We start from the raw sequence: 23438 nt of genomic DNA on the forward strand, positions 1-23438 counted from the left end.
CCCTCGGGCCCCCCGGGAGACCGGATACCTGCGCGGGCAGCACCCCTTCCCGTCGGCGGCGCACACCGCGCTGGAGGACACCCAGCAGCGCCGCAACCTGGGCAAGGCCACCGGGACCATCCGGGACAAGCGTGCCCGGACGGTCGAGGAGGTCCCCGACTGGGAACAGTTGCGTTCGGCCGGCGCCGCGATCAAGGCCGACGCGCTGGCACGGCTGCCCGAACTGCTGGAGCGCTTCGAGAGCGCGGTGACCGAACGCGGGGGCGTGGTGCACTGGGCCCGCGATGCGGTCGAGGCCAACGAGATCGTCACCCGTCTGGTTTCCGACAAGGGGGCCGACGAGGTGTTGAAGGTCAAGTCGATGGCCACCCAGGAGATCGGACTCAACGAGCACCTGGCCGCGGAGGGCATCTCCGCGGTGGAGACCGACCTGGCCGAGCTGATCGTCCAACTGGGCGGGGACCTCCCCTCGCACATCCTGGTGCCGGCCATTCACCGCAACCGCTCCGAGATCCGCGACATCTTCGTGCGTGAGATGCCCGGTGTGGACCCCGATCTCGACGACGACCCACGAAGTCTGGCCGAACAGGCGCGGAGGTACCTGCGTGCCAAGTTCATGGACGCCCGGGTGGCCGTGTCCGGGGCGAACTTCGGGATCGCCGACACGGGCACCCTGAGCGTGGTGGAGTCCGAGGGCAACGGGCGCATGTGTCTGACCATGCCGGAGACGCTCGTCACGGTGATGGGAATCGAGAAGCTGGTCCCGAGTTTCGCCGACCTGGAGGTCTTCCTCCAGCTGTTGCCCCGCTCGTCCACCGGAGAACGGATGAACCCCTACACCTCGATGTGGACCGGGGTCACCGCCGGGGACGGGCCGCAGGAGTTCCACCTGGTGCTGTTGGACAACGGACGCAGCGCCACCCTGGCCGACGGTGTGGGACGGGAGGCGCTGCGGTGCATCCGTTGCTCGGCGTGCCTGAACGTCTGCCCGGTCTACGAACGCACCGGCGGCAAGGCCTACGGTTCGACCTATCCCGGACCGATCGGGGCGGTCCTCACCCCGCAGCTGGCGGGGATGCACGAGACCCGCGACGACCCGAACGCCTCCCTGCCGTACGCCTCCAGCCTGTGCGGGGCGTGTTACGACGTGTGCCCGGTCAAGATCGACATTCCGTCGTTGCTGGTGGAACTGCGCCACCAGCACGTGGAACGGAGCCGCCACACCGCCGAGGCGGCGATGATGCGGGCGGCCTCGCTGGCCATGTCCTCGGCCACACGTTTCACCAAAGCGCAGCGCGCCTCCCGACTGGGACGGGTGCTGGGTGGCTCCGACGGGCGGATCACGGCACTGCCCCCGCCGTTCGCCGCGTGGACCTCGGCGCGCGATCTTCCGGTCCCTCCGCGTGAGACCTTCCGGGAGTGGTGGGAGTCCGAGCGAGGACGCGCCGCGATGGCGCGGGCACGCCGTCAGGCGGAGCGAGGTGAGTGGTGAACGCACGGGACGTGGTGCTGGGACGGGTTCGCGAGGCGCTGGCGGCTGCCCCGCCCCGACCGGTGGAGATCCCCCGCGACTACCGGAGGGAACGCGCTCTTTCCGAGCAGCGGCGACTGGACATGGTGGTGGACCGGCTCACCGAGTACGGCGCCGGGGTGTACCGGTGCCGCGCGGAGGAGACCGCGACCACCGTGGCCGCGGCGCTGGCCGACGCGCGTCGGATCGCGGTGCCACCCGGGCTGGACCGTTCCTGGTTGGCCGAGTTCTCCGGCAGCGTCGAGGTCGACTCCGGTGAGTTCTCGGTCCGCGCGTTGGACGAGGTGGACGGGGTGCTCACCTCCTCGGCGGTGACCTGCGCCGAGACCGGAACGGTGTTCCTGGACGCCTCGGCCGACCAGGGCAGACGGGCGTTGACCCTGGTTCCTGATCTGCACGTGTGCGTGGTGGAGCTGTCCTCGGTGGTGGCCGGGATTCCGGAGGCGGTGGCCGAACTGGAACCCACGCGCCCGATCACCATGATCAGCGGCCCTTCTGCCACCTCGGACATCGAGTTGGACCGGGTGGAGGGTGTGCATGGGCCTCGCACCCTCCGTGTGGTGGTGCGGGTGGACCAGTGAACGAACCCGTTCGCCGGTGGTGCCGCGTCGGTCCGGCGGGACGGCCAGGGAGTGCGGGTACCCGTACGGGCCGGGTACCCGAGGAACAGCCGGAGCGCGTTCAGCGCGAGGAGAGCCCCCCGCGCCACGGTCCTTCCAACATGGACTGTTCGAGTCGTATCCCGAGCACGGTTTCCAGGGCCAGCACGGCACGCTGGGCCATCGACAGCTCCTCCAGCCCCGGCCACCAGGAGCCGTCGCCGTTGCGGCCGAGACCCGCTTCGTTCAGCATCGGTCTGAACGCCTCCGCCTTTCCGCCCCACAACCGTCCGGTGCGCGGGTCGACGCCCACCGCCACGTTCCCGTCCCGCGCGCAGAGCACCTCCTGCTCGTCGGGCAGATACATCGCCGAACCGGCCAGTCCGCCCTCCGAGGACAGCGTTTCGAGCACCTCGGGCGCGGTTCCCACCCAGCCGGAGTATCCCTCCAGTTCCAGAACCAGGGACCAAACGCTGCCCAGCGAGCGGGCCAGCAGGGTGACCGGAACCTCGTAGTCGACGATCCTGTCCCGGCGTGCGGTCACTTCCTCCACGGTCACGGGCCGCTGTCGTCGCGGCTCCACTCCCATCATGTGCAACGTCTCCGTGGGGGATCTTCGGGTGAGCGTCACGCACCACCCTTCTCCGAAGATCTCCGTCATATCCACCTGTGCCATGGGTGTTACCTCACGGTGGTGTCGACTTCTTCTTCCCAGGGGTGTTTCGTCCTCACCGATCACAAGGGTGACGGGCGTGTTTCGCAATCCCCCGAACAGCACCGGGGGCGGTGGAGACCCCGCTGTCCGGCTGGTTTCTGCCGACGGTCGTTCCGTCGTGCCCGCCGAGGGCGCCGGTGCGTTCCGCACGGTGGAACGGCGGTATCCGGAAGTCGGGAGCAACCCCCCGCGTCGGTGGGGGTTCCGCCTGGGGTGGCCGGGACGGGTCGACGCCGGCTCAGTCGTACGTTCGCCCGCTCGGGAGGGACGTGTCCGCAGGAGCACGGGTGAACTGCTCCCCGCCTGCGTGTCTCCGCTCCGCGGCGGGAGGAGAGGAGGCCCGCCGCTGCTGTTCCGCTCGGGACCGGTGTCGCAGCGCCGCTGCGGGATCTCCCCGCAGCGCGGCGAGTTCCCCCAGTTCATCGAGGGCCTCGACCTGGGAGATGGACGATCCCGACTCCCGCGCCGCCGCCAACGCCTCGGTCAGGCAGCTCTCGGCCCCGACGAACTCACCACGGCGCAGGTGCAGCCTCCCTCGCTCGATCAGGACACCGGCACGTCCACGGTGCTCGCCGAGCTCGTTCAACAGGGTGAGTGCCCGGTCCAGGCTGGTGGCGGCCTCGGCGTAGTGTCCCGTTTCGGAGAGCAGCACGCCGATGCGTCGGTGGCACAGGGCGATGCCGTGCCGGTCGCCGGTGTTCTCGTTCAGGCGCAGAGCCCGGCGGACGTAGTGCAGGGCCAGCTCACGGTCCCCACTGCCGTGGGCGGCTTCGGCGAGGTGGGACAGGGCCGTGGAGATCCCCGCTCGGTCGAACGCGGATTCGGCCAGCCGCAGCGCCGGGGTGCAGACGTCGAGCACCCTCCGGAAGTGCCCGAGTTCGAGGTGGACGGCACCGAGATGACAACGCAGGCGTGCTTCGGCGCGGGAGTGGCCGGCCCCGTTCGCCGCCGCGACACCGATGCGGTGCGTGGCGATCCGGGCGCGGTGGTACCGACGGTGGTCGAGAAAACCTCCGAGTGCCTCGCACAACTGCCAGACCTGCTGCTGCCATCCCCGTCGGTAGGCGGCGTGGAGTACGGCGGTGAGATTGGCGTGTTCACGATCGAACCACGCCAGTGCCTCGGGAGCTCCGAAGCGCTCGGGGTTTCGGGAGTTCGGTACGCGGGAGGGACCGAACCGCCGACGTCGCGGGGTGAGGACCAGGTCGGCTTCGGTGGCGCGAGCCAGGTACCAGCACACGATGTGCCACAGGGTTTCCGTGCGGTTTCCGGCGGTGGCGGCGTGTTCGTCGGTGGCCCGTGTGTGGGCGAGCACACGCTCGTGGAACCGGTAGCGCTCTCCGGTGTGCTCGAACAGGTGCGCGCGGACGAGCTCCTCCAGGGCCGGTGCGTGGTCGATTCCGGTGAGTTCGGCCAGGTGTCGGACCAACTCAGCGGGAAGGTCGGTTCCGGGATGTCGCGACAGGATCCGGTGGAGTGCCGCCGCTCCGGCGGAGAGCCGTCGGTGACGGAGGTCGAGAACCGCGGTCAGGTGGTGCTCCGCCCGGCGAACCTCGGAGACGGAGTGGTTGCCCTCGGCGTGTGGGAGCGCGGGTCGACGCTCTTCGGCGTCCCACGGTGGTTCCTCGTCCGGCCACCCGGCGAGCACGGCCAGGGCCAGGGGAAGGCCGCAGCCCGGAACCGCCTGTTCGCTGGGCGCTCCGGGGCGCTCCCACAGGGGGTGTTGCCCGAGGACGCCGGAGAGCAGGCGCAGACTGTCCCGTTCGTCCAGAGGGGACGGTTCGAGGAATCGTGCTCCCTCGCGGGCCAGTCCGCTCAGCCTCTCCGTGCTGGTGACCACCAGGGCGGAGCCGGAGGAGCGGGGCAGCAGGGGGCGCACCTGGGCCGAGGAGGCGGCGTTGTCCACGAGCACGACCAGGGATCTTCCCTCGGTCAGGCAGTGATAGCGCCGCAGCCGTTCCCCCACCTCCGGCGGTATCCCGTCGGGCGGGACCCCTAGGGAGCACAACAGACTTCCGAGGAGCTCGGCCGCCGGGCGCGGAGTGTCCGGACAGGGGCCGTGGCCTTCGACGAACAGCCGCCCGTCGGGGAAGTGAGTGCGCCGTCGGTGTGACCAGCGCAGGGCCAGCGCTGTTTTCCCGATCCCGTCGGGGCCGCTGATCACGGCCAGCAGCGGTCCCGAGGCGGTGTCCCGCCACTCGTCGAGCGTGGCGAGTTCCGCGTCCCGGCCCACGAACGGATCGGGGTCGGGGGGAAGCTGCCGGGGAGGCGGTGCCGGCCACGAGGTGCGACGGGGGAGAAGCGCCTGCGAGCCCGTTTCGTGGTGGCTCGTGACCATCGTGGTCCGATCGGAGGGGCCCTCGTGGGTGACGTGACCGGGTGCGGAATCACCCCGGATTTCGGGTGGGTGCTCCCCGGAGGCTGTTGTTCCCCGCCCTGGCGGCACTCCCGCCTCCCGCCGTGTGTTCGATGAACCGTCCCTGACGACCGCGTCGTCCGCCTTGTCGTGGGTAGTACCGGTTGAGCGTGCGAACAAGGATCTCGCCCGGCGAGTCCGCGAACCACCGAGTCGTGTCGGTTCCCTCCGAGTGCTTTTCCCTCTCGACGGCCCGAACGACGGAACCCGCCGCGTGGGCGTTCGTGCATCAACCCACGACATGGGGTCCCGGACTCGCCGGAGTGGATGTCCCGGGGAGCCGTTGCTCCTTTCGGGGAGGCCACCTTGTCGGTGGACGTGGCCGGATGCTGGAATGCGCTTTCCAGCAGTCGGTCCCGGCAGAGGGATCTCATGACGCGAACGCGGAATCCGCTCTTCTCCCGGGAACACCGCTTACCGCAGCGGCGCTACGGAGGCCGCACCGTCCGGGTCGGTGAGGCCCCGGTTTCGGGTGTCCCGCAGGGAAGGAACGTCGGGGACGGTCCGCCTCCCGGCGACGCCGGGGCCCGGGCCATGGCCGAGGCTGTGGAACCGTCCGCCCCGTGTCCCCGAGCGCCCCGGTGACCGCAACGACAGCACAGCCGGTGGATTCCTCCACCGAACAAACCGGTGCGGAAACGGGAGCAGCCCGTTTCCGCACCGGCGGCGGAGTCCCAGCGGACGGGGATCAGCGGCTCCGTGGCCGTTGACGTCCGTGTTCGACACGGTCCGAGGGGGATCCGCCGCGGCGGGTCCGTCTCACCAGTCCCGCGAGTTGCAGCCGGTCGCGGTCAGCCAGAGCATGTTCTTCCGCGTGTTCGGTCCGTACACGCCGTCCACGGCGATCCCGGCCGAACGCTGGACGTCCATCACGGCGGAGCGTGTCGCCGGTCCGTAGATACCGTCCTCGGCCAGGCTCTGGCCGTTGCAGTTGTTCAGGGACACCTGCAGGGCGTGCACGGCGTTGTTGGAGATCCCCTGGGAGAGCAGGCAGTCCCACGAGTCGCCGGAGGAAGCCGGAAGGTACTGGAACACCTTCGTGCAGGTGGGCAGCGCCGTGGTGGTGGCGGTGGACGCCGTGGCGGCGGGAGCGACGGTGACGCTCATGGCCCCGGCCGCCGCGAAAACCCCCAGAGTGGCCATGAATCTCTTTATTCTTTTCTGCATGTGTTCGATGATCACACGTTTTTTCCCGGTCGGGACCTTCGTGGCGTGAACACGCCAGCGCACCGGGACACCGACGTACGTACTGCCCAGCCGGACACTCGTGGAGTAGTGCGCTGGTTCCCGCCCGGTGACAGGGTGTTTTCCGGTGGCAGTGACATCCCCTGGAGGTTCGATGGCCGACGGTGCACCCTCGCCCCCCGATGTCTTCGACCCGCGTCGCTACGCCGACGGCATTCCGCACGAGTCCTTCGCGTGGCTGCGTGAGCACGATCCGGTCAGTTGGCAGCACGAGCACCCGGTGGGCGACTGGCCCGCCGGTCCGGGCTTCTGGGCCGTCACCCGCTACGAGGACGTGGTGCGGGTGCTGAGGTCCCCGGCCGAGTTCTCCTCGTGGCTGGGGGCCACTCAGATCCGGGATCCCGCCCCGGAGGACCTGGACTTCCTCCGGCGCATGATGCTCAACATGGATCCCCCCGAGCACAACAAGCTACGCCGGATCGTCAGCCGTGCCTTCACACCCCGTCGGGTCGCACTGATGCGCCGGGCCGTGGCACGGCGGGCCCGCGAACTGGTCGACGTGGTGGCCGAGCACGGCGAGTGCGACCTGCCCGTCGAGGTCACCGACGACTTCCCGCTGCTCAATCTGGCTGATCTGCTCGGAGTCCCCGAACGTGACCGCGGCAGGCTGCTGGAGTGGACCAACCGTGTCATCGGCTACCAGGACCCGGACCACGCCGAGACCACCGTGGACGCCGCCGGTCGACCGGTCAATCCGCGTTCACCCGAACAACTGGGCGACATGTTCGCCTACGCGCGTGAACTGGCCGAGCACAAACGTCGCCACCCGGCCGACGACCTGATGAGCGTGCTGGCCACCGCCGAGGTGGACGGCCGGGGGCTGTCCGAGGCCGAACTGGGGATGTTCTTCTTCCTGCTGTCGGTGGCGGGAAACGACACTGTGCGCAGCGCGCTGTCCGGGGGGATGCGTGCCTTCGCCGAACACCCCGAGCAGCACCGGGCCCTGTGGGCGGAGCCCGAGCTGCTCGACTCGGCGGTGGAGGAGACGCTGCGCTACCACCCGCCGGTGCTGAGTTTCCGCCGCACCGCCACCACCGATCTCGACCTGGCGGGCAGGGCCGTGCGGGCCGGGGACAAGGTGGTGGTCTTCCACTGTTCGGCCCATTTCGACCGGCGTGCGTTCCCCCGGCCGCACGAGTTCGACATCCGGCGTTCCCCCAACGGGCACCTGGCCTTCGGGGACGGGCCCCACGCGTGCCTGGGGGCGCACTTCGCCCGGATGCAGCTGCGTGCCTTCTACGCCGAGGCGTTGTGGCGGATGCCCGAGCTCGAACTCGCCGGGCCGACACGGCGACTGGTGTCGAACTTCGTCAACGGCATCAAGCACATGCCGGTCCGATTCGTTCCCGACAACATCACTCGCACGCGGAATTGACCTCCCCGTTCCGGGAGATCATTCTCGGAGGACGGACTCTCCCACGCGTCCGGGAGGTGAGATGGCGCACGCACTGCCCCACGACCGGTTGGGGAGCGGCAGGCACGCGGTGCTGGTGGTGCACAACTGGTTCGCTGACCGCAGCAGTTTCGCCGCGCTGCATCCCTGGCTGGACACCACCACCTTCTCCTACGTGTTCGTGGACCTACGTGGCTACGGGCAGGCCGTCGGTCACGCGGGGGAGTACACCGTCTCCGAGGCGGCCGAGGACGTGCTGGCCACCGCCGACGCGCTCGAACTGCCCGAGTTCTCCGTGATCGGGCACTCGATGGGAGGAATGATCGCCCAGCACGTGCTGCTCAAGGCCCCGAACAGGCTGCGTTGCCTGGTCGGGATCTCACCCGTTCCCGCGTCGGGGGTGCCCCTGGACGAGGAGAGCTGGGAACTGTTCGCCGCAGCCGCCTGGAACCCGCAGAACCGCAGGGCCATCATCGACATGACCTCCGGGAACAGACTCCCCGAACCCTGGCTGGAGGCCGCCGTGCGTCGTTCGGTGGAACGCAGCGACCGGAACGCCTTCCGCCGTTACCTGGACTCGTGGGCGGGCACCGACATCCACGAGCGGATCGCGGGCACCGAGACACCGGTGCTGGTGTGTGCCGGCGCGCACGACAAGGCACTCCCGCCCGAGGTGATGCGGAAGACCTGGCTGCGCTGGTACCCGAACGCCGAACTCGAGGTGTTCGCCGACGCCGGACACTACGCGCCCGAGGAGGTCCCACTGGCGATGGTCGCGCTGATGGAAGGATTCCTGACCCGCTCGTGAGAAACCGACGGGTCGGTGTCACGGTGAACCGGGCCGGACTGCGGAAACCCGCTGTGACCCGGTAGCCGTACGCTCCCCTCCTCGCTCTCCCCGGCACCGGGCCACACGGGAGAACACGTCCCGTCTCCGGAACCGAGTCCCACGGGCGCTCCACGGCCGGATAGGTTCTACGGCGTTTTTGTCCCCGTGTGGTGTTGGGAGAGTTCGTGTCCTGTTCGAGATGCGGTGCGATCGTGTCGGCCGGGGAGGGGACGTGTCCCGGATGCGGCTTCCCGTCGGGTGAGTCGGGGTTGGTACCGGGACAGTCCATAGGGGCTGCGAGTTCGCCTCCGAGCGGTTACGTGGGGCGGACGGGCGCGGTCCCGCACTCGGTTCCCTCCGGTTCGGTCCCCCGGAACGGAGAGCTGAAACGGGTGCGCGGTCTCGGCTTGGCCACCTCCTGGCTGTTGGGGGTGCTCGCGGGGCTGTTCACACTCCAGATTCCACTGCAGGCGTGGGGCTACTACCTGTACCAGGGGCTGTTGGACCCGGACTCGGACATCTATCCGTCCGACGTGGTCCCGTTCGAGATCACCGAGTTCGTCTCTTTCTGCCTGATCGTCGCGGTCTTCCTGGCGACGGCTGTCGTGTTCCTGGTGTGGTTGTTCCGGGTGCGGGCGAACGCGGAACGACTGGGTACGGTCAAGCAGCGCCGTGCCAAGGGGTGGCTCATCGCCGGATGGATCGTTCCGGTGGTCAACTTCTGGTTTCCGAAGCAGATCGTGACCGACATCTGGCATGCCAGCCATCCGGACAACCGGGTCTCCGCCGGAGGTGAGGGGGCGAAGAGACCGGTTCGAGGAGGCGGTCTGCTGTGGGCGTGGTGGCTGTTGTGGTGGGCTCATCTCCTCGCGGACAGGGTGAGCAGGATCCAGGAGATGGCCTACACCGGCCCCGGTCAGGGTGTGGGGTCACTGGATCCGCTCGACGTCACCCGGTTGTACCGGGACTGGACCGTGTCGGGGATGCTCCTGTCCCCGGTCAGTGCGGCCGCCGCCGTGCTGGCCCTGGTGGTGGTACTACGCATCACGACATGGCAGCAACAGCACCGCGCTCACCACGACGGGCGAATCGGCACCGTCGCGTTCGCCGGTTACTGAGGGGGTCCCGGGGAGCCGGACAGCACCGGCTCCCCGCTCCGGAACCTCCACTCGTGGCGGAGGCGAACGCACGAGCGCGGAGGAGTTCGTCCGGGTGCCGTGTGTCGGACGAGGATCACGACGGCAGACGTCCGGCCGACTCCCTACTATGCTGCCGAACAACCCGACAGGGTTTCGTTTCCGGCCGGCTCGCGTGGAAGGGCAGACGAGGATGACACGCTACGGCGAGTACCAGACCGAGATCTACGCGGGCGGACTCGCGGGAGAACTCCCGGCGCATCCGGTCGACTTCCCCTCCCTCGAACGCAAGGCCACCGAAGTGCTTCCCAGCTGGATCCACTCCTATGTGGCCGGTGGAGCCGGGGACGAACACACCCAGCGCCTCAACGTCACCGAGTTCCACCGCTGGGGACTGGTGCCGCGGATGCTCAACGGTGCCCACGACCGTGACCTGTCCGTCGAGCTGTTCGGACTCACTCTGCCGCATCCCCTGTTTCTGTCCCCCGTCGGAGTGCTGGGGATCTGTGCCCAGGACTTCCACGGTGACCTGGCCACGGCACGGGCCTGCGCCCGTACCGGGGTGCCCCTGACCGTCTCCACCCTCAGCCAGGACCCGCTGGAGGAGGTGGCCGCCGAACTCGGTGAAACCCCCGGATTCTTCCAGCTCTACACCCCCGACGACCGTGATCTCGCCCTGAGCCTGATCCACCGTGCCGAGAACGCCGGATACCGCGCACTGATCGTCACCGTGGACACCTGGGTGACCGGCTGGCGTCCCCGTGACCTGAACACGGCCAACTTCCCGCAGCTGCGTGGCTACTGCCTGGCCAATTACACCAGTGACCCGGCCTTTCGCCGCCGTCTTCCGGGCGCTCCCGAGGAGCACCCCTCCTCGGTGGTGGGGGAATGGGTCAACGTCTTCGGTCGCTCCCTCGGCTGGCAGGACCTCGACTGGATTCGCGAGGCCACCGAACTGCCCGTTCTGCTCAAGGGCATCCAGCACCCCGACGACGTACGTCGCGCCAAGGATCACGGCGTCGACGGGATCCACTGCTCCAACCACGGTGGCAGGCAGGCCAACGGGGGAATCCCCGCGCTGCGGATGCTGCCCGAGATCGTCGAGGCCGCCGGGGAGCTGCCCGTGCTGTTCGACTCCGGGGTACGCAGCGGAACCGACGTGGTCAAGGCCCTCGCGCTCGGGGCCACGGCCGTCGGGGTCGGCAGACCCTACGTCTACGCCCTGGCCGTGGGAGGGGAGCACGGCGTGGTGCACCAGTCGCGTTCCCTGTTGGCCGAAGCCGATCTGCTCATGGCCGTGGACGGCTACCCGGATCTGGCCGCGTTGCGCCAGGAGGGACTGCGTCGGCTCTGAGCACCTCGGCGGGCGAGTCCCTTCGTGCGGGCCTCCTGCGGGTGGGACACCCCGGGGGGTGGCGTCGAGACCCCCAGGGTGTCCCGGGAAGGGCTCAGCGCGGGTGCCCGATCCCGGCGGCGGGTTCACCGCGACCGAAGTGGTTGCCCGAGGCCCACATGTGCATCCACTTCTCGTTCTCCTGCCGGTAGGCATTGCCCTGCTTGTTGACCTCGACCGGTTTCGAGTCGTGGTAGAACCAGTTCTCGTTGATGTCGCACCGGTCGGCGGGGATGCCGCGGATCGCGACGGCCTCCTGTGGCCTGGTGTCCGGGTGGACGTCGTGGGTGAACTGGAACGTGTTGTGGTGAATGTTGATCGTTCCCCCGGCGACCTCGCCGGAACCGTTGTTCTGGCTCAACCCGTGCATGTCGAAGGCGTGACTGATGGGGTGGGGCCCCACCAGGTTGTAGCGGGCGGTGTAGCCGTTGCTCTCGTAGCCGAATCCCGCGATCGAGTGCCGGTTGTAGTCGAAGTAGTTCCACTCGATCACGGACTCGCCGTTGTACAGGTTCACCCCGTAGCCGAAGTGCTCCATGGGGTTGTTGTGGATGCTGCTGTGATCCACTCGCGCGGAGACCGGGTAGTTCCGTGCGCCCACGGAGATCGCGGCGTGCGTGAAACCGTACATCTGGCAGTTGTCCACACGGCAGTTGTCCCCCAGGAAGTGGATTCCGCCGATCAGGTAGTGCTTGTACTCCTCGTGGTCGGCGGGGTCGCCCACGTTGCCCTCGGGATCCCAGTAGTTGGCCAGCCGGGGGCCCTGGATGCGCAGGCCGGTGAACCGGACCCGGTCGCCGCGGGTCTGGAACATGGGCAGGGGAACGTCCGCCTGGGGGTTGCGGTCCCGGGTGGTGTAGATCAGTCCGCCCAGGCTGCCGTTGTTGCCGCGTCCCCCGGAGAGGATGACTCCGGAGGCGATGGACAGGGTGTTCTCGGCGCCGGTCATGTCGATCTGCGCGTCGTCCCGGACACGGATGATGTCGCCGTCGCCGGCCTGCTCCAGGGCGTTCTTCAGGCCGTCGAAGTCGCTGACGTAGAAGGAGGGGGTGTCACCGGGGCTGGAGTGGTAGGTCTTGCCGCCACCCTGTTTCAGGTCCACCGGTGCCGGGTCGGGAAGGGTGTCCACCGCCAGCGTTCCGGCGGTCCGTCGGGCCGGGGAACGAGTCGAGGCCGCGGCTGTTCCCGCCGCCGTTCCCGCCACGGCGAGCCCCGCAGCACCCACCGTGCCGAGTTTCAGGAAATTCCTTCGCCCGAGGGAACCCTCGTCGGGTCTTCCTGGGCCTTTCGACTCGTTGAATCTCATGAGCGAATCCTCCGTGCAGCGGTCCGGTTGCCGATCTCGTGAATTCCGACAGGAATCCTCGGAGATACGTCGAGAGCCAGTCAACACCGTTTCCGGAACCGGAGCGGAATGGAAAATTTTCCTCGTCATGTCGGTTTCGTTCGGGGGAACGAACCCTGATGCATCCGAAGGAGGGAGTTGCTACTTCCGGGGGAGTCGCTGTCGTCGCGAAAGAGGAGGGACCGAAAGGATTTTTCCGGAAAGGTGGGTTGGAGCTGACAACCGGGTGGAACGAGCCGGGGCGGTCGGTTCGTTCGCCGGTCCCGGAGGGCTTCGACAACGATGCGGGAACCTTCCGGGTCGTTCCGGCGTGTCGCTGCCGCACGTGCCCGCTCCCCGCGAGCGAGTTCCGCCGGAATCCGGGACACTCGGTTCGGCCCGGCAACCGGGGAAGGGGGAGACCACTGAGGGGACTGCTTTCGCTGCTGGCGCTCGCGTTGCTGTTGTGGTGGGTGGCGGACTCTCCGCAGGAGGCCGCCGCGGCGGCGCAGCACGGTCTGACGATGCTGCGCCGCGTCGCCGAGTCGGTGCGAACCTTCCTGGAGACGACGATCTCCTGAACTCCGCCCGCTGGACGGCACTCGGTCTCCCGTCACACGGGAGGCCCGGGACTTCCGTTCAGAGGCTGACGGCGATGTGGCCTCCCGCCGACCTCAGCATGGCCCTGGCAGCCGTGGTCACGTCCGGCTCGTGACCGTGGTTCTCCGCGTGGGCCAGACGCAGGTTGGCCGCATGGCGTTCCGGATCGTGCCACTGCGGCCAGCGTTCGCGGGCGCACAGCTCCAGTGCGGCGTGGTCGGGCTCGTCCTCGGTGGTGTGTTCCAGCAGCCACCGCAGATAGGCGCGCTGCTCGGCGAGCAGTTTCTCCCCGACGGGCGGTATCGGGCCGTGGCCGGGAACGAGTGTCTCCGCTCCGAATTCGCTCAGCCAATCGAGTGCCTCGATCCACCCGCCGATGCTGCCGTGCAGGGCCAGCGGGGTGATTCCGGAGAACAACAGGTCCCCGGCGAACAGCACACTCTCCCGCTCGTGGTGCACCACCAGGTCGCCGGCGGTGTGGGCCCGTACCGGGGCGGGGTGCAGGCTCACCTGGGCGTTCCCCAGCTCCAGTGTGCGGGCGGCGGGAACCGGTTCGATCCGGGCGGGAGGAGCGATGTTCCCCCAGTCGAGCTCCCCGAGCAGTTCCGGATGCGTGTGGGGACCGTTGTGGACGTCCTCCGCCGTGCGTGGCGTGGCGTGGACGGTGCCACCGGCGCGTTCCACCTGCCCGGCGCCGTTGGCGTGGTCGCCGTGGGCGTGGGTGAGGACGGCCTCCAGCGGAAGGTCACCGGCTTCGGCCCGCACACCGTCGAGCAGGTGACGGGTGCGTGTCTCCGTGGCGCAGGTGTCCACCAGCAGCACGCGGTCGTCACCGCGGATCCAGCCGGTGTTGTTGTGGAACCAGCCGCCGGGCAGGCGCAGCCGGACCGTGGTTCGCTCAGCCGGGCGGATGATGTCGGGAGTGGACATGGTCCGAGTTCCTTTCGCGTGGCTGTCGTGGTTCGGAACGTCGGTGGTCAGCCCGGAACCCGCGGATCACCCGTCTCCCCCCGGTGTCGCGGTCACTCGTAGTTCCCGGCCGGGCAACGAGACCTCGTCACCCGGTACGAGCTGGCGTCCTCGGCGGGTCTCGACCTCGCCGTTGACCCGTGCCTCACCCGCCTGGATCAGGCTCTTGGCCTCGGCGCCGTGCTCGACCACCCCGGCCAGCTTCAGCAGCTGGCCCAGCCGGATGCTTCCGTCACTGATCTCCACGTCCTCCATACGGGGAATTGTCCCGAACCGGCTTCGTGTGCGGGCGGGCGCCCCTGATGGAGGGGAGGAGAGGTAAGAATTTATTTCGTGAAATATTTTCCCATTTTTGGGGTCAAAACGTCCCCTCGGCGTTTCCGTTCTCGTGGAAAGTGAGCTGCTAACTCGTGCGAATGAATTTTTCGGAATACCTCGTCGAGGGTGGATATTCGGATCCGGTGCGGGTTAGGATGGCAGATGTGGATCATGTCGGCTCGAAACCGTTCCGTACGGGGTCGTGATTTTCCCGTGGGTTCGGTGTGCCGCCGTTCCGCGCTGAAAAGTGTGACCGATTCGGATGTGGCCGTGGTTTTTCGCTTCTTCCGCCGATCCGACTGTTCCCAAGGAGGGACGCGATCATGGACGATTCCGCTCCGTTTCCCGGTGAGGGGGCTGCCGGAGACTCCGACGAGAACGGGGAGTCCCCGACGGGACGGTATGTCGTGGTGTTCAGTGACGAGGTGTTCGGCCGGGAGGCCGACGAGGCCGAGACACTGCGCTCGTTGAGCGGAGCCATCGACATCGCCAGCACCACCGACTTCGAACACGGCGCCTTGGACGTCGAACAGACCTCCGGCGCCGAGGCGACGATGTTCACCGACCTCGGAATCGGCGTGATCAGCGCCGATCCGGAGCGCGCCCGAGGGCTCAGGCAGGCCGCCGAGGGGGACTCCCGGATCCTCTCGGTGGAACCCGAACGGATCATGTACGCCCTGGAGAGGAGCCCGACGGCCACGGGCACCTCCGAGCGTGTCCCGGACGGCGCGTGGTCCACGGTCAGTGCCGCTCCCGCCGAGTTCGAGGACACCGACGAGGCCACCTGGGGACTGCGAGCCACCGAGGTCACGAGGTCCCTACTGACCGGTGCGGGGATCAGCGTGGCCGTGCTGGACACGGGACTGGATCGCACCCATCCGGACTTCAGGGGCCGCGAGCTGCACGCGCGGTCCTTCGTCCCGGGAGAGCAGGTCCAGGACGGCAACGGACACGGCACCCACTGCACGGGTACGGCCTGCGGTCCGCAGCATCCGCCCGACCCTCCGGGCAGCCGGCGTTACGGGGTGGCGGGGGAGTCCGAGATCCTGATCGGAAAGGTTCTCGGGGACGAGGGGTCCGGTTCGGACACCGGTATCCTCGCCGGGATCAACTGGGCGGTGCGCAACGACTGCCGCATCATCTCCATGTCCCTGGGTGCCAATATCCGTTCCGTCTCCTGGCGGTACGAGATGGTGGGACGACGTGCCCTGGCGCGGGGGTCGTTGATCATCGCCGCCGCCGGCAACAACGCGAACCGTGACGAGGGTGATCCCGGCTTCGTGGGAGTTCCCGCGAACAGTCCCTCCATCATGGCCGTGGCGGCCGTGGATCCTCGGATCGCCATCGCGGACTTCTCGGCCCGCAGCAATCCGGTCATGGGAGGACAGGTGGACATCGCCGCCCCGGGGGTGGACGTGTACTCCACTTGGCCGTTGGAGCGGCGCTACCACACGATCTCGGGGACGAGCATGGCCACGCCACACGTGTCCGGCATCGCGGCGCTGTGGGCACAGCGAACCGGAGCGAGCGGCGAGGCGTTGTGGGCGCAGCTGATGCGTACCGCTCAGCGTCTCGAGATCCCGTCGGTGGACGTGGGGGCGGGGCTGGTCAAGGCGCCGCTGTTGTGACGTCCCAACAGGACATCGGGTCGTGTGGGGCGGAGCGCTTCGCGAGACGTACTCGACCGCCTGCCCCGCCCCCTCGGGGAGCGGGTGGGGAAGTCACACCCCCGAAAGGAGGGCAGTGTCCGACAGGATCGTGGTCACTCTCGACGACGAAGGCGCGGCGGACATCGCGTCCGTCTCCGAGGAGTTACGCCGCACCGGGATGCACGTGGATCAGGTACTCGAAGAACTCGGAGTGATTACCGGTTCCTTGGGGCAGGCGGATTTCGCGGGACTCCGGGGAATCCGTGGAATCGCCTCCGTCGACACCGAGGAGACCTTCGGGATTCCCTGACCGGGGTGCCGGTGACCCGTACGGTTCCCCTCGGGGGAGACTCCGGGAATGGTTTCAGCGGTTCCGCTCGCCCTGACCCGGGTACCACCAGTCCGCGGGGGGTTCGGTGTCCGGTGGAACGGTGTTTCCGACAGTTGGGTTCTGTCGGGTGGCACGTGCCAGGCGTTCCCGAAGGAGCCTTTCGATCCGGTCCGCCGGTATCATGCCCACCGGGTGCTCGTTCTCGAGGACCAGCACCGCTCGGGACGTGGAACCCCCGCGACGGGCGAGCAGAGCCGTGAGTGGCTCGTCCGGGGTGGCGGAGTCGAACTTCGCGAGTGGTTGGGCGAGTTCCCGCAGTCTCGTGTGCGTCCGTCGTGCCAACGGCACGGCACGCAACTGCTCCGGGGTCACTATCCCCTCCGTCGTCCCGGTCACCGCCAGGGCCGTGCTCCCGGAAGGGTCCCCGAACTCGAAGGCGGACCACACCGTCGAGTCGGCGTCAGCGCGGATGATCCGTGGTCCGGGGAGATCACGGACCCGGATCCCGGCGAGCGCGGCACTCACCCGGGCCTGCTGCTTCTCCGCTCCCGCCGCCTGGATGACGAAGAACCCCACGAGCACCGCCCAGACGCCCTCGAACCCCCGAGTGAGCACGCTGACGAGTCCGTAGGCGACGAGCAGGAACCCCAGCCCCGCACCGGCACGCGCGGCCCAGACCGCGGCCCGGAAGCGGTCCCCGGTGCGGGACCACAGCGCGGCACGCAGCACGCGCCCTCCGTCCAACGGGGCGGCCGGAAGCAGGTTGAACACGGCCACCACCAGGTTCAGCGCGCTCAGATAACCGGCCACCGCGACGGTGAGTTCACCGGCCTGGACGACGGCCAGCATCCAGGTAGCCCCGGCGAAGACCACCGCGAGTGCCCCGCTGGCCACGGGACCGACCACGGCGATGAGCAGATCGCTGCGGGGGGTGGCCGCCTCGCCGCGCAGCCGGGCCATCCCTCCCAGCAGCCACAGGGTGATCCCGTCCACGGGCACGCCGTTGCGCACGGCCACCACCGCGTGGGCCAGCTCGTGTACCAGTATCGACACCACCAGCAGCGCCGCGGCGGCCACCCCGGCCAGCCAGTAGAGGACCTCGGCGTGGCCGGGGAAGGTGCTCGGAAGCCAGTAGGAGCCGAGCAGGAACACGATCAGTCCGACGATGCCCGCCACGCTCCAGTGCAGGCCGAGACGGATACCGGCGACGTGCCCCAGCGGAATCGTGCCCGTCATAGCCGACCAACCAACTCGTCCGGAGGTCTCGCACCCCGGGGAATCCCCGCTCGGGTGCCTCCGTCCCCAGCGTCACAGCCTTCACGTCCCGGGGCAAGCATCCGGGTGGCCGGTGCACGCACACGTGGACTCAACCGAACAGCACGTGGAGTGTGCCCAGGGCGGCCACCAGGATCGCCAGCAACGTGAGCACGGCCGGCAGTCGCCCGTCGGGCAGTGACTGGTTCTCCGGCGGAACCTCCCGGTTACCGAGGTGGTAGCGCCGCACGGCGAGACCACCGGCTACCCCGGCCGTCGGAAGCAGCACGCAGGCCGCCCCCACCGCGAGCTCCGGCCGCGTGTGGGCCATCAACCGGAGCAATACCAGGCTGCCCCCGAGAAAGGCCAGGTAGGTGCGCAACCAGGCCAGGGCGGTGCGCTCGGTCGGCAGCCCGGGAGGTCTCCGGCGTTCTTCGGACCCTGGGGACATTCCTCGCTCCGTTCCGCGACCGTGCGTGCCGTGAGGCCGTCCACGGGACGGTGCCTCATCCGCCCGACAGAAGCAGCAGCACCACGGCGACGAGTCCCACCACGGCGAGTCCGTAACCGAGAAAAGCCCCCAGGCGGGGAGGCGGCAGCGAGCGCCCGGTGCGCAACGCGTGTTCGGTGACGGCCCAGCGGGTGAACGCCACGGCACTGACCACGATTCCGCCGAGCAGCAACAGCACCGCCAGCACGGTGACCAAGGGGGTGCGCAGCAGACCCCCCGTGTTCAGCATCTCGATCCCGACCCCGGCGGCCATCAACGCCATCGCGGTACGCAGCCAGGCGAGGAAGGTCCGTTCGTTGGCGAGGGAGAAACGCGGGTCGGGGTCGGTACCGGCCTCGTAGACCCGGCGCGGCCAGCGCCGGGTTCCGTGGGACGGCGCGGACATGACGCCATCCTAGCCGGGGCGAGGCGCCGGCGGTCACGACGGTGGAAGGGTGTCCGCGCTCTCCGCCGCGAGGAGCGCGAAACACCCTCCGGGGGCCGGTTGGGTGGTGCCGCTCGTTGGGTAGCCCCGAAGGGAAGGGTTCAGGAAGGGGGAGCCATGCAACACGACACCTTCATCGGCCAGGTCCAGGCACGCGCGAAACTCCCGAGCCGGGGCGCGGCCGAAGCCGTCACCCGCGCCACGCTGGAGACCCTGGGTGAAAGGATTCCGGAGCGACTCGCCGAGCACGTGGCCGCACAGCTTCCCCGGGAGATCGGTGAGCACCTGCGCCGCACCGAGGTGTTCAGCGGCACGGGAACCGGAGAGCGCTTCGACCTGGACGAGTTCCTCGAACGTGTCGGAGCCAGGGCGGGACTGGAGAAACCCCGCGCCGTCTACTCCAGCCGCGTGGTCATGGAAGTGCTGCGCGAGGCCACCCAGGGCGGCCAGATGGACAAGGTGCGGCACGCCCTGCCCCCACAGCTGCGGGAACTGCTGGATTCCGGCAGCACCGGCGAGATGCACCCGGCCTGAGGCTCCGTCCGCGCGGCCCCCGCCGCGCCGTGGTGGGCCCCGGGCGCGGCACTGTCCTGTCCTACCCCGGAGGGGTTCCGGAGAGCGGAGAGTTCCGGAAGGGAGCAGGTGATGAGCGAGAGCGTCGAGGTCATGCGTGTGGGGGAGCACAGCTACGCCGCCGAGGTACACGAGGCCGGGCACACCACCGAACACCGGGTGGTGCTCGGGCAGGAGGTGTTGGACGACCTGGCACCCCCGCCTCCCGAGGAGAGCGCCGTGGTGGTCGAGACGGTGCGGTACCTGCTGGACCGGCGTCCCTCCACGGCGCTGCCACACGACATCGATCTGGAGGAGCTGCGGGAGGCCGACGCCGGGTTCCTCCCGGAGCTGCGCGCACGACTCGGGGGGTGAGCATGGCGCGCATCGGATACACCCTGATGACCGAACAGTCCGGGCCGCGTTCCCTGGTGGAGCACGCCGCGGCGGCCGAACGCAGCGGCTTCGACTTCGAGGTGATCAGTGACCACGTCTTTCCCTGGTTGGCGCCGCAGGGACACTCGCCCTACGCGTGGAGTGTGCTGGGGGCGGTGACCCAGTCGACCAGCGACATCGAGCTGATGACCTACGTGACCGCGCCGATCATGCGGTATCACCCCGTGGTGGTGGCCCAGAAGGCCGCGACGGTCGGCCTGTTGTCACGGGACCGGTTCCTGCTCGGGCTCGGGGCCGGGGAGAACCTCAACGAGCACGTCGTCGGGCGGGGCTGGCCGCCGGTGAACCTGCGGCACGAGATGCTCTCCGAGGCCATCGAGATCATTTCCGCGCTGTTCGACGGCGGCAGCGTCAACTACGTCGGGACCCACTACCGGGTGGACTCGGCCAGGCTGTGGGACCTTCCGGACCGCAGGGTCCCCATCGGAACGGCGGTTTCCGGTCCGCAGTCGGTGAACCGGTTCGCCCCGATGTCCGATGTCATGATCGCCGTGCAGCCCGACGGGCAGCTCTGCGCGGACTGGGAGCGTCGTTCCCACTGGGTGGGGGACCGCAAGATAGGGCAGCTGCCGGTCTGTTGGGACCCCGACCGCGAGGCGGCGGTGAAACGGGCCCACGAACAGTTCAGTTGGTTCGCCGGAGGGTGGAAGGTCAACGCGGAACTGCCCGGCCCGGCGGCTTTCGCTGCGGCGACCCACCACGTACGTCCCGAAGACGTGGCCACGGCCATCCCGTGTGGGCCCGAGGTGGAGCCGATCGTCTCCGCCGTCTCGTCCTACCTCGACGCGGGGTTCACCGACGTGGCTCTCGTACAGGTGGGAGTCGACACCGATCCCGTCGGGTTCTTCCGGTTCGCCGAGGGAGAGTTGCTCCCCGCGCTGCGTGAGCTGGGAGGCGACGGCCGGTAGGACTGTTCCCGCTGGTGGCGGTGCTCACCGTGAGCGTGGCCGGGCGGCCCCCCGCCTCGGGGAGGCAGCCGCCTGCTCGGCGCTGTCGGCGTGGAGGAAGCGGTCGTCGACCTCCAGCAGGGTCAGCAGTCGGGTCACCGTGGGGCTCGGCACGAGAACGAGCTCGACTCCCCGTAGACGTGTTCGTGCGGCGGTCTCCAACAGTGTGATCACACCGTTGGTGTCGATGAACTCGATGCCGGAGAGATCGAGTACCAGGGTGGCGACCGCGCGTTCCAGGCGTCGCCGCAGGGACTCGGCGAAGGCGGTGGAGGCCGCCATGTCCAGCGTTCCGCTCGCCGAGACCACGAGCGTTCCCGCTTGGGGGTGGTGATCACCGCAGCGCAGCGGTCTGTCCGGTCGTGCTCCGGGGCGGTAGGCCGGAAGGGACTCGATGTGCGGAGCACGGGGGCTCTGCTCGGGTATGTCGAATTCGGACATGTTCTCCCCACAATCGGGAGGGTTCGCGGGCCGCGGCTGGTGACGGGGTCCCGCCGTTCGTCCGGTTCCGGGCGGTTACCGGGACAACGAGGTCGAACCGCGCGGAAACCGTTGAACAGGACGCCGTCACCGGCTGGTGACGACTCGGGGAGTCGCGGCGGGCCGTGGTCGGAAACCGGCGGGAGGTCATCGCGGATCCGTGGGGGAACCGTGTCACCAGGATGCACCCTCCACCGCGCCGCGCAATTCGGAGAAACCCGCACCAGCGCCGGACCTCGGCCTGCTCCGCCGCTTCCGGCGGTGTCCCTCGTCCGGACTCCCGAAGTGAATGTGAGCGGTCTTCGGCAACAGGCGAGATCCCGGGTGATGCGCGAGGATCGGTGCGGTGCTTCGCAGGGGGTGGGAGTGTGCACGGGCCGGGTGAGGGACGTGACGTCCTGTGGTGTGCCGTTGCCGTGGCGGGTGTGCTCCGATGAGCGGTCTCGGTGCGCTACCGGTGTTGTTCGGGGTCGGACTGCTGGGCCTGGGCGTCGCCTACGCCACGGCACGAGCGTTGGCCGTGACGGGGCCGGCCCGGTCCGTCGACCAGTTCCTCCCCGGAGGGGAACCGGTCGAACACGCCTTCAGCCGGTTCCACGTGCGCTGGTACACGCTGGCGATGATCTATCTGGCCTTCGAGATGGAAATGCTGTTCATGTATCCGTGGACGCTGGTGGTGTCCACGGTGGGCGTGCGAGCGGTCGTGGAGATGTTCGTCTTCCTCGGCATCCTGCTCGTCGGCGTGCTCCACGCGTGGCGCGAGGGGGCGCTGCGGTGGGTGTGAGTCAAACCGTGCTGCGCTTGGCCCTGGCCCGGCCACACGTGATGGTGCTCCAGGCAGCGGGCGGGGAGAGGGTCCGGCTGGCCGTGGACGGTGAGCTGCGTCGCCGCGGATGGCCGAGCGCTCTGTCTCCGGCGGACACCGACGTGCTGGTGTTGGCCGGGACAGCGGGATCCCGGTTGGCCGGGAGGGTCCGGGCCCTGTGGCGACGCGTACCGGAGCCGCGTCTGTTCCTCCACGTGGGGGAGGCCGGGGAGGTTCCGCGCCTCTTCGACGGGGTGCGGGAGGAACTGGCCGGGGGAGGAGGACCACGGACCCCTCTTCCGGAGTCCGGGGCCGAGGCCGCGGCGACGGAGGGCAACCGGGGAGAGGGAAGGTACTCGGAGGCCTCCGAGACACGGACGGATTCCCATGCGGGAACGCACGGGGAGGTCGAGGGCCACGAGCACCACGCGGGCACTGTTGAGGGGCTCGCCATGGCAGGACGCGGCCCCGACCGGGACGGTCTCGCCCTCGACCGGCTGCACGTTCCCCTCGGGTCGCCGCTTCCGGGATGGCCTCCCGGCCTGCTCGTCCACACCGTTCTGCAGGGAGACGTCCTTCAGTGGGTCGAGGCGGAACAGCTCGACGACCCCGACGCCGGGGGAGAGTTCTGGGGCGAACCGTGGCGCCACGCCGCCGACGGGCACCGCGTTACCAGGGGGTGGGCCGCACGCCGGGTGGTGGCCGCCCGACTGGACAGCCTGGCGGGGTTGCTCACGGTCGTGGGATGGCCGGATCCGGCCGGACTCGCCCGGAGGATCCGGGACGAGACGTTGGCGGGAGGACCGGGAAGCCGGCTGCGTGCCGGGATCGCCCGCCTGGCCGGGAGGCTGCGACGTAGCCGGACGCTGACCTGGCTCACCAGCGACATCGGGGTGCTCTCCACGGGGACGGCCCACCGGGCCGGCTTCGGCGGAACCGTGCTGCGGGCGAGCCGCGCCGGCGGTGACGTGGCGGCACGGTGGCGGGAGTGGCTGACCGAGATCGAGCGCGGGGCGCACCGGGTCGACGACACCTCCGCCCTTTCCGGAACCGCGGGGGCGGCCACCTGGGTTCGTTCCGGTCCGGTGCTGGAGGTGTTGCCCGGTCTGTTGGAGGGGGCCGAGCTGTCGGCGGCGCGGCTGACGGTGGCCAGCCTCGACCCGCGCGGCACCGGGATCCCGCCGGACGAGGGGTGGGGGTTCTCCGGTGCTTGAGACTCCGCTGTGGTGGCCGGCGGTCCTGCCCGTGGCACTCGGCGGGTTCGCCTGCGGCGCGGTCGCTTTCGACTCGGTGCTCTCGGCCCGGGCGGGTGGTGCTTCCCCGGGGAGCGGACTCCTCGCACCCTTGCGGGAGACGCTCCGGTTGCTGGTGACCCAGCGGCGCGGAACCCGCGCGGCCGACACGGTGCTGTGGCGGGTGGGGGTGGCGACCGTGCCCGTGGCGGCGTTGTTGGCCGCGCTCGTGCTGCCGCTCGGCAGGTACGTCGCGGCCGATCCCGACGTGGGGATCGTGTGGTTCAACGCGGCGGAGATCCTGGGGTGGGGGGCCGTGTGGGCCGCCG

23 protein-coding genes and 1 pseudogene are annotated in these 23438 nt (G+C 69.3%); 14 read left to right on the plus strand and 10 right to left on the minus strand.

The window, feature by feature from the left end:
- Both CEP50_RS17960 and CEP50_RS17965 read left to right on the plus strand, forming a co-directional pair.
- On the plus strand, positions 1-1492 hold a 1492-nt coding region (locus CEP50_RS17960; RefSeq protein WP_106115111.1), incomplete at its 5' end, for a LutB/LldF family L-lactate oxidation iron-sulfur protein.
- A complete protein-coding gene (locus CEP50_RS17965; RefSeq protein WP_106115131.1) occupies positions 1489-2112 on the plus strand; it encodes a LutC/YkgG family protein in 624 nt (207 codons plus the stop codon). The genes CEP50_RS17960 and CEP50_RS17965, both read left to right, overlap by 4 nt.
- A 100-nt stretch (positions 2113-2212) precedes the next feature.
- Here the strand turns inward: CEP50_RS17965 and CEP50_RS17970 are convergent, their stop codons facing one another.
- The 3 genes from CEP50_RS17970 to CEP50_RS17980 form a co-directional block, all read right to left on the minus strand.
- Positions 2213-2806 (minus strand): DUF6461 domain-containing protein, encoded by a 594-nt coding sequence (locus CEP50_RS17970; RefSeq protein ID WP_106115112.1) that lies wholly within the window; start codon positions 2804-2806, stop codon positions 2213-2215.
- A 277-nt stretch (positions 2807-3083) separates the two neighbouring features.
- On the minus strand, positions 3084-5183 hold the full coding sequence (locus CEP50_RS17975) for a tetratricopeptide repeat protein (protein ID WP_106115113.1): 2100 nt from the start codon (positions 5181-5183) through the stop codon (positions 3084-3086).
- 837 nt (positions 5184-6020) lie between these two features.
- Positions 6021-6443, minus strand: coding sequence for a peptidoglycan-binding domain-containing protein (locus CEP50_RS17980; RefSeq protein ID WP_106115114.1), 423 nt, complete (start codon positions 6441-6443; stop codon positions 6021-6023).
- A 157-nt stretch (positions 6444-6600) separates the two neighbouring features.
- Here CEP50_RS17980 and CEP50_RS17985 point away from each other — a divergent pair, with 157 nt between their 5' ends.
- The 4 genes from CEP50_RS17985 (at position 6601) to CEP50_RS18000 (ending at position 11218) form a co-directional block, all read left to right on the plus strand.
- Complete coding sequence (locus CEP50_RS17985) at positions 6601-7881, plus strand: cytochrome P450 (RefSeq protein WP_106115115.1); 1281 nt, start codon at positions 6601-6603, stop codon at positions 7879-7881.
- Between the two features lie 61 nt (positions 7882-7942).
- On the plus strand, positions 7943-8707 hold the full coding sequence (locus tag CEP50_RS17990; protein WP_106115116.1) for an alpha/beta fold hydrolase: 765 nt from the start codon (positions 7943-7945) through the stop codon (positions 8705-8707).
- A 413-nt stretch (positions 8708-9120) separates the two neighbouring features.
- Positions 9121-9846 (plus strand): DUF4328 domain-containing protein, encoded by a 726-nt coding sequence (locus CEP50_RS17995; protein WP_181188443.1) that lies wholly within the window; start codon positions 9121-9123, stop codon positions 9844-9846.
- Positions 9847-10057: 211 nt separating this feature from the next.
- Positions 10058-11218, plus strand: a complete 1161-nt coding sequence (locus CEP50_RS18000; protein WP_106115118.1) for an alpha-hydroxy-acid oxidizing protein — start codon at positions 10058-10060, stop codon at positions 11216-11218.
- Between the two features lie 94 nt (positions 11219-11312).
- Here the strand turns inward: CEP50_RS18000 and CEP50_RS18005 are convergent, their stop codons facing one another.
- The 3 genes from CEP50_RS18005 to CEP50_RS18020 all read right to left on the minus strand — a co-directional run bounded on the left by CEP50_RS18005 (position 11313) and on the right by CEP50_RS18020 (position 14405).
- Positions 11313-12482, minus strand: coding sequence for a hypothetical protein (locus CEP50_RS18005; RefSeq protein WP_258175394.1), 1170 nt, complete (start codon positions 12480-12482; stop codon positions 11313-11315).
- Between the two features lie 738 nt (positions 12483-13220).
- Entirely contained in the window at positions 13221-14111 is an 891-nt protein-coding gene (locus CEP50_RS18015; RefSeq protein ID WP_106115120.1) for an MBL fold metallo-hydrolase, read from the minus strand.
- A 66-nt stretch (positions 14112-14177) separates the two neighbouring features.
- Positions 14178-14405 (minus strand): RNA-binding S4 domain-containing protein, encoded by a 228-nt coding sequence (locus tag CEP50_RS18020; RefSeq protein ID WP_106115121.1) that lies wholly within the window; start codon positions 14403-14405, stop codon positions 14178-14180.
- A 386-nt stretch (positions 14406-14791) separates the two neighbouring features.
- On the opposite strand from CEP50_RS18020, the gene CEP50_RS18025 reads away from it, so the two are divergent.
- Positions 14792-16096: a S8 family serine peptidase gene (locus tag CEP50_RS18025; RefSeq protein ID WP_106115122.1), complete on the plus strand. Its 1305-nt coding sequence runs from the start codon at positions 14792-14794 to the stop codon at positions 16094-16096.
- A 115-nt stretch (positions 16097-16211) separates the two neighbouring features.
- Positions 16212-16427, plus strand: a complete 216-nt coding sequence (locus tag CEP50_RS18030) for a hypothetical protein (RefSeq protein ID WP_106115123.1) — start codon at positions 16212-16214, stop codon at positions 16425-16427.
- 54 nt (positions 16428-16481) lie between these two features.
- Here the strand turns inward: CEP50_RS18030 and CEP50_RS18035 are convergent, their stop codons facing one another.
- From CEP50_RS18035 to CEP50_RS18045, 3 genes are all read right to left on the minus strand, one after another.
- Positions 16482-17684 (minus strand): site-2 protease family protein, encoded by a 1203-nt coding sequence (locus tag CEP50_RS18035; RefSeq protein ID WP_106115124.1) that lies wholly within the window; start codon positions 17682-17684, stop codon positions 16482-16484.
- 130 nt (positions 17685-17814) lie between these two features.
- Positions 17815-18153, minus strand: coding sequence for a DUF202 domain-containing protein (locus CEP50_RS18040; RefSeq protein WP_106115125.1), 339 nt, complete (start codon positions 18151-18153; stop codon positions 17815-17817).
- A 55-nt stretch (positions 18154-18208) separates the two neighbouring features.
- Positions 18209-18598, minus strand: coding sequence for a YidH family protein (locus CEP50_RS18045; RefSeq protein ID WP_106115126.1), 390 nt, complete (start codon positions 18596-18598; stop codon positions 18209-18211).
- Positions 18599-18754: 156 nt separating this feature from the next.
- Between CEP50_RS18045 and CEP50_RS18050 the strand changes: the two genes are divergently transcribed.
- The 3 genes from CEP50_RS18050 (at position 18755) to CEP50_RS18060 (ending at position 20553) form a co-directional block, all read left to right on the plus strand.
- Positions 18755-19171 carry a DUF2267 domain-containing protein gene (locus tag CEP50_RS18050; RefSeq protein WP_019854088.1) on the plus strand — a complete coding sequence of 139 codons (417 nt, stop codon included), beginning with the start codon at positions 18755-18757 and terminating at the stop codon, positions 19169-19171.
- A 111-nt stretch (positions 19172-19282) separates the two neighbouring features.
- Positions 19283-19564, plus strand: a complete 282-nt coding sequence (locus CEP50_RS18055; protein WP_106115127.1) for a hypothetical protein — start codon at positions 19283-19285, stop codon at positions 19562-19564.
- A 2-nt stretch (positions 19565-19566) separates the two neighbouring features.
- Complete coding sequence (locus CEP50_RS18060) at positions 19567-20553, plus strand: TIGR03557 family F420-dependent LLM class oxidoreductase (RefSeq protein ID WP_106115128.1); 987 nt, start codon at positions 19567-19569, stop codon at positions 20551-20553.
- 24 nt (positions 20554-20577) lie between these two features.
- Here the strand turns inward: CEP50_RS18060 and CEP50_RS18065 are convergent, their stop codons facing one another.
- Positions 20578-21033, minus strand: a complete 456-nt coding sequence (locus tag CEP50_RS18065) for an STAS domain-containing protein (RefSeq protein ID WP_106115129.1) — start codon at positions 21031-21033, stop codon at positions 20578-20580.
- A 472-nt stretch (positions 21034-21505) separates the two neighbouring features.
- Here CEP50_RS18065 and CEP50_RS18070 point away from each other — a divergent pair, with 472 nt between their 5' ends.
- From CEP50_RS18070 to CEP50_RS18080, 3 genes and pseudogenes are all read left to right on the plus strand, one after another.
- The gene (locus tag CEP50_RS18070) at positions 21506-21856 is read left to right on the plus strand and encodes an NADH-quinone oxidoreductase subunit A (protein ID WP_106115130.1); all 351 of its coding nucleotides are present in this window, start codon (positions 21506-21508) and stop codon (positions 21854-21856) included.
- Positions 21853-23091 (plus strand): hypothetical protein, encoded by a 1239-nt coding sequence (locus CEP50_RS18075; RefSeq protein WP_106115132.1) that lies wholly within the window; start codon positions 21853-21855, stop codon positions 23089-23091. Before CEP50_RS18070 ends, CEP50_RS18075 begins: the two co-directional genes overlap by 4 nt.
- A pseudogene (locus CEP50_RS18080) lies at positions 23084-23438 on the plus strand (NADH-quinone oxidoreductase subunit H); the annotation flags it as partial. The gene CEP50_RS18075 and the pseudogene CEP50_RS18080, both read left to right, overlap by 8 nt.

Origin of the sequence: Actinopolyspora mortivallis, assembly GCF_003001495.1 — a bacterium.
GTDB lineage: Bacteria > Actinomycetota > Actinomycetes > Mycobacteriales > Pseudonocardiaceae > Actinopolyspora > Actinopolyspora mortivallis_A.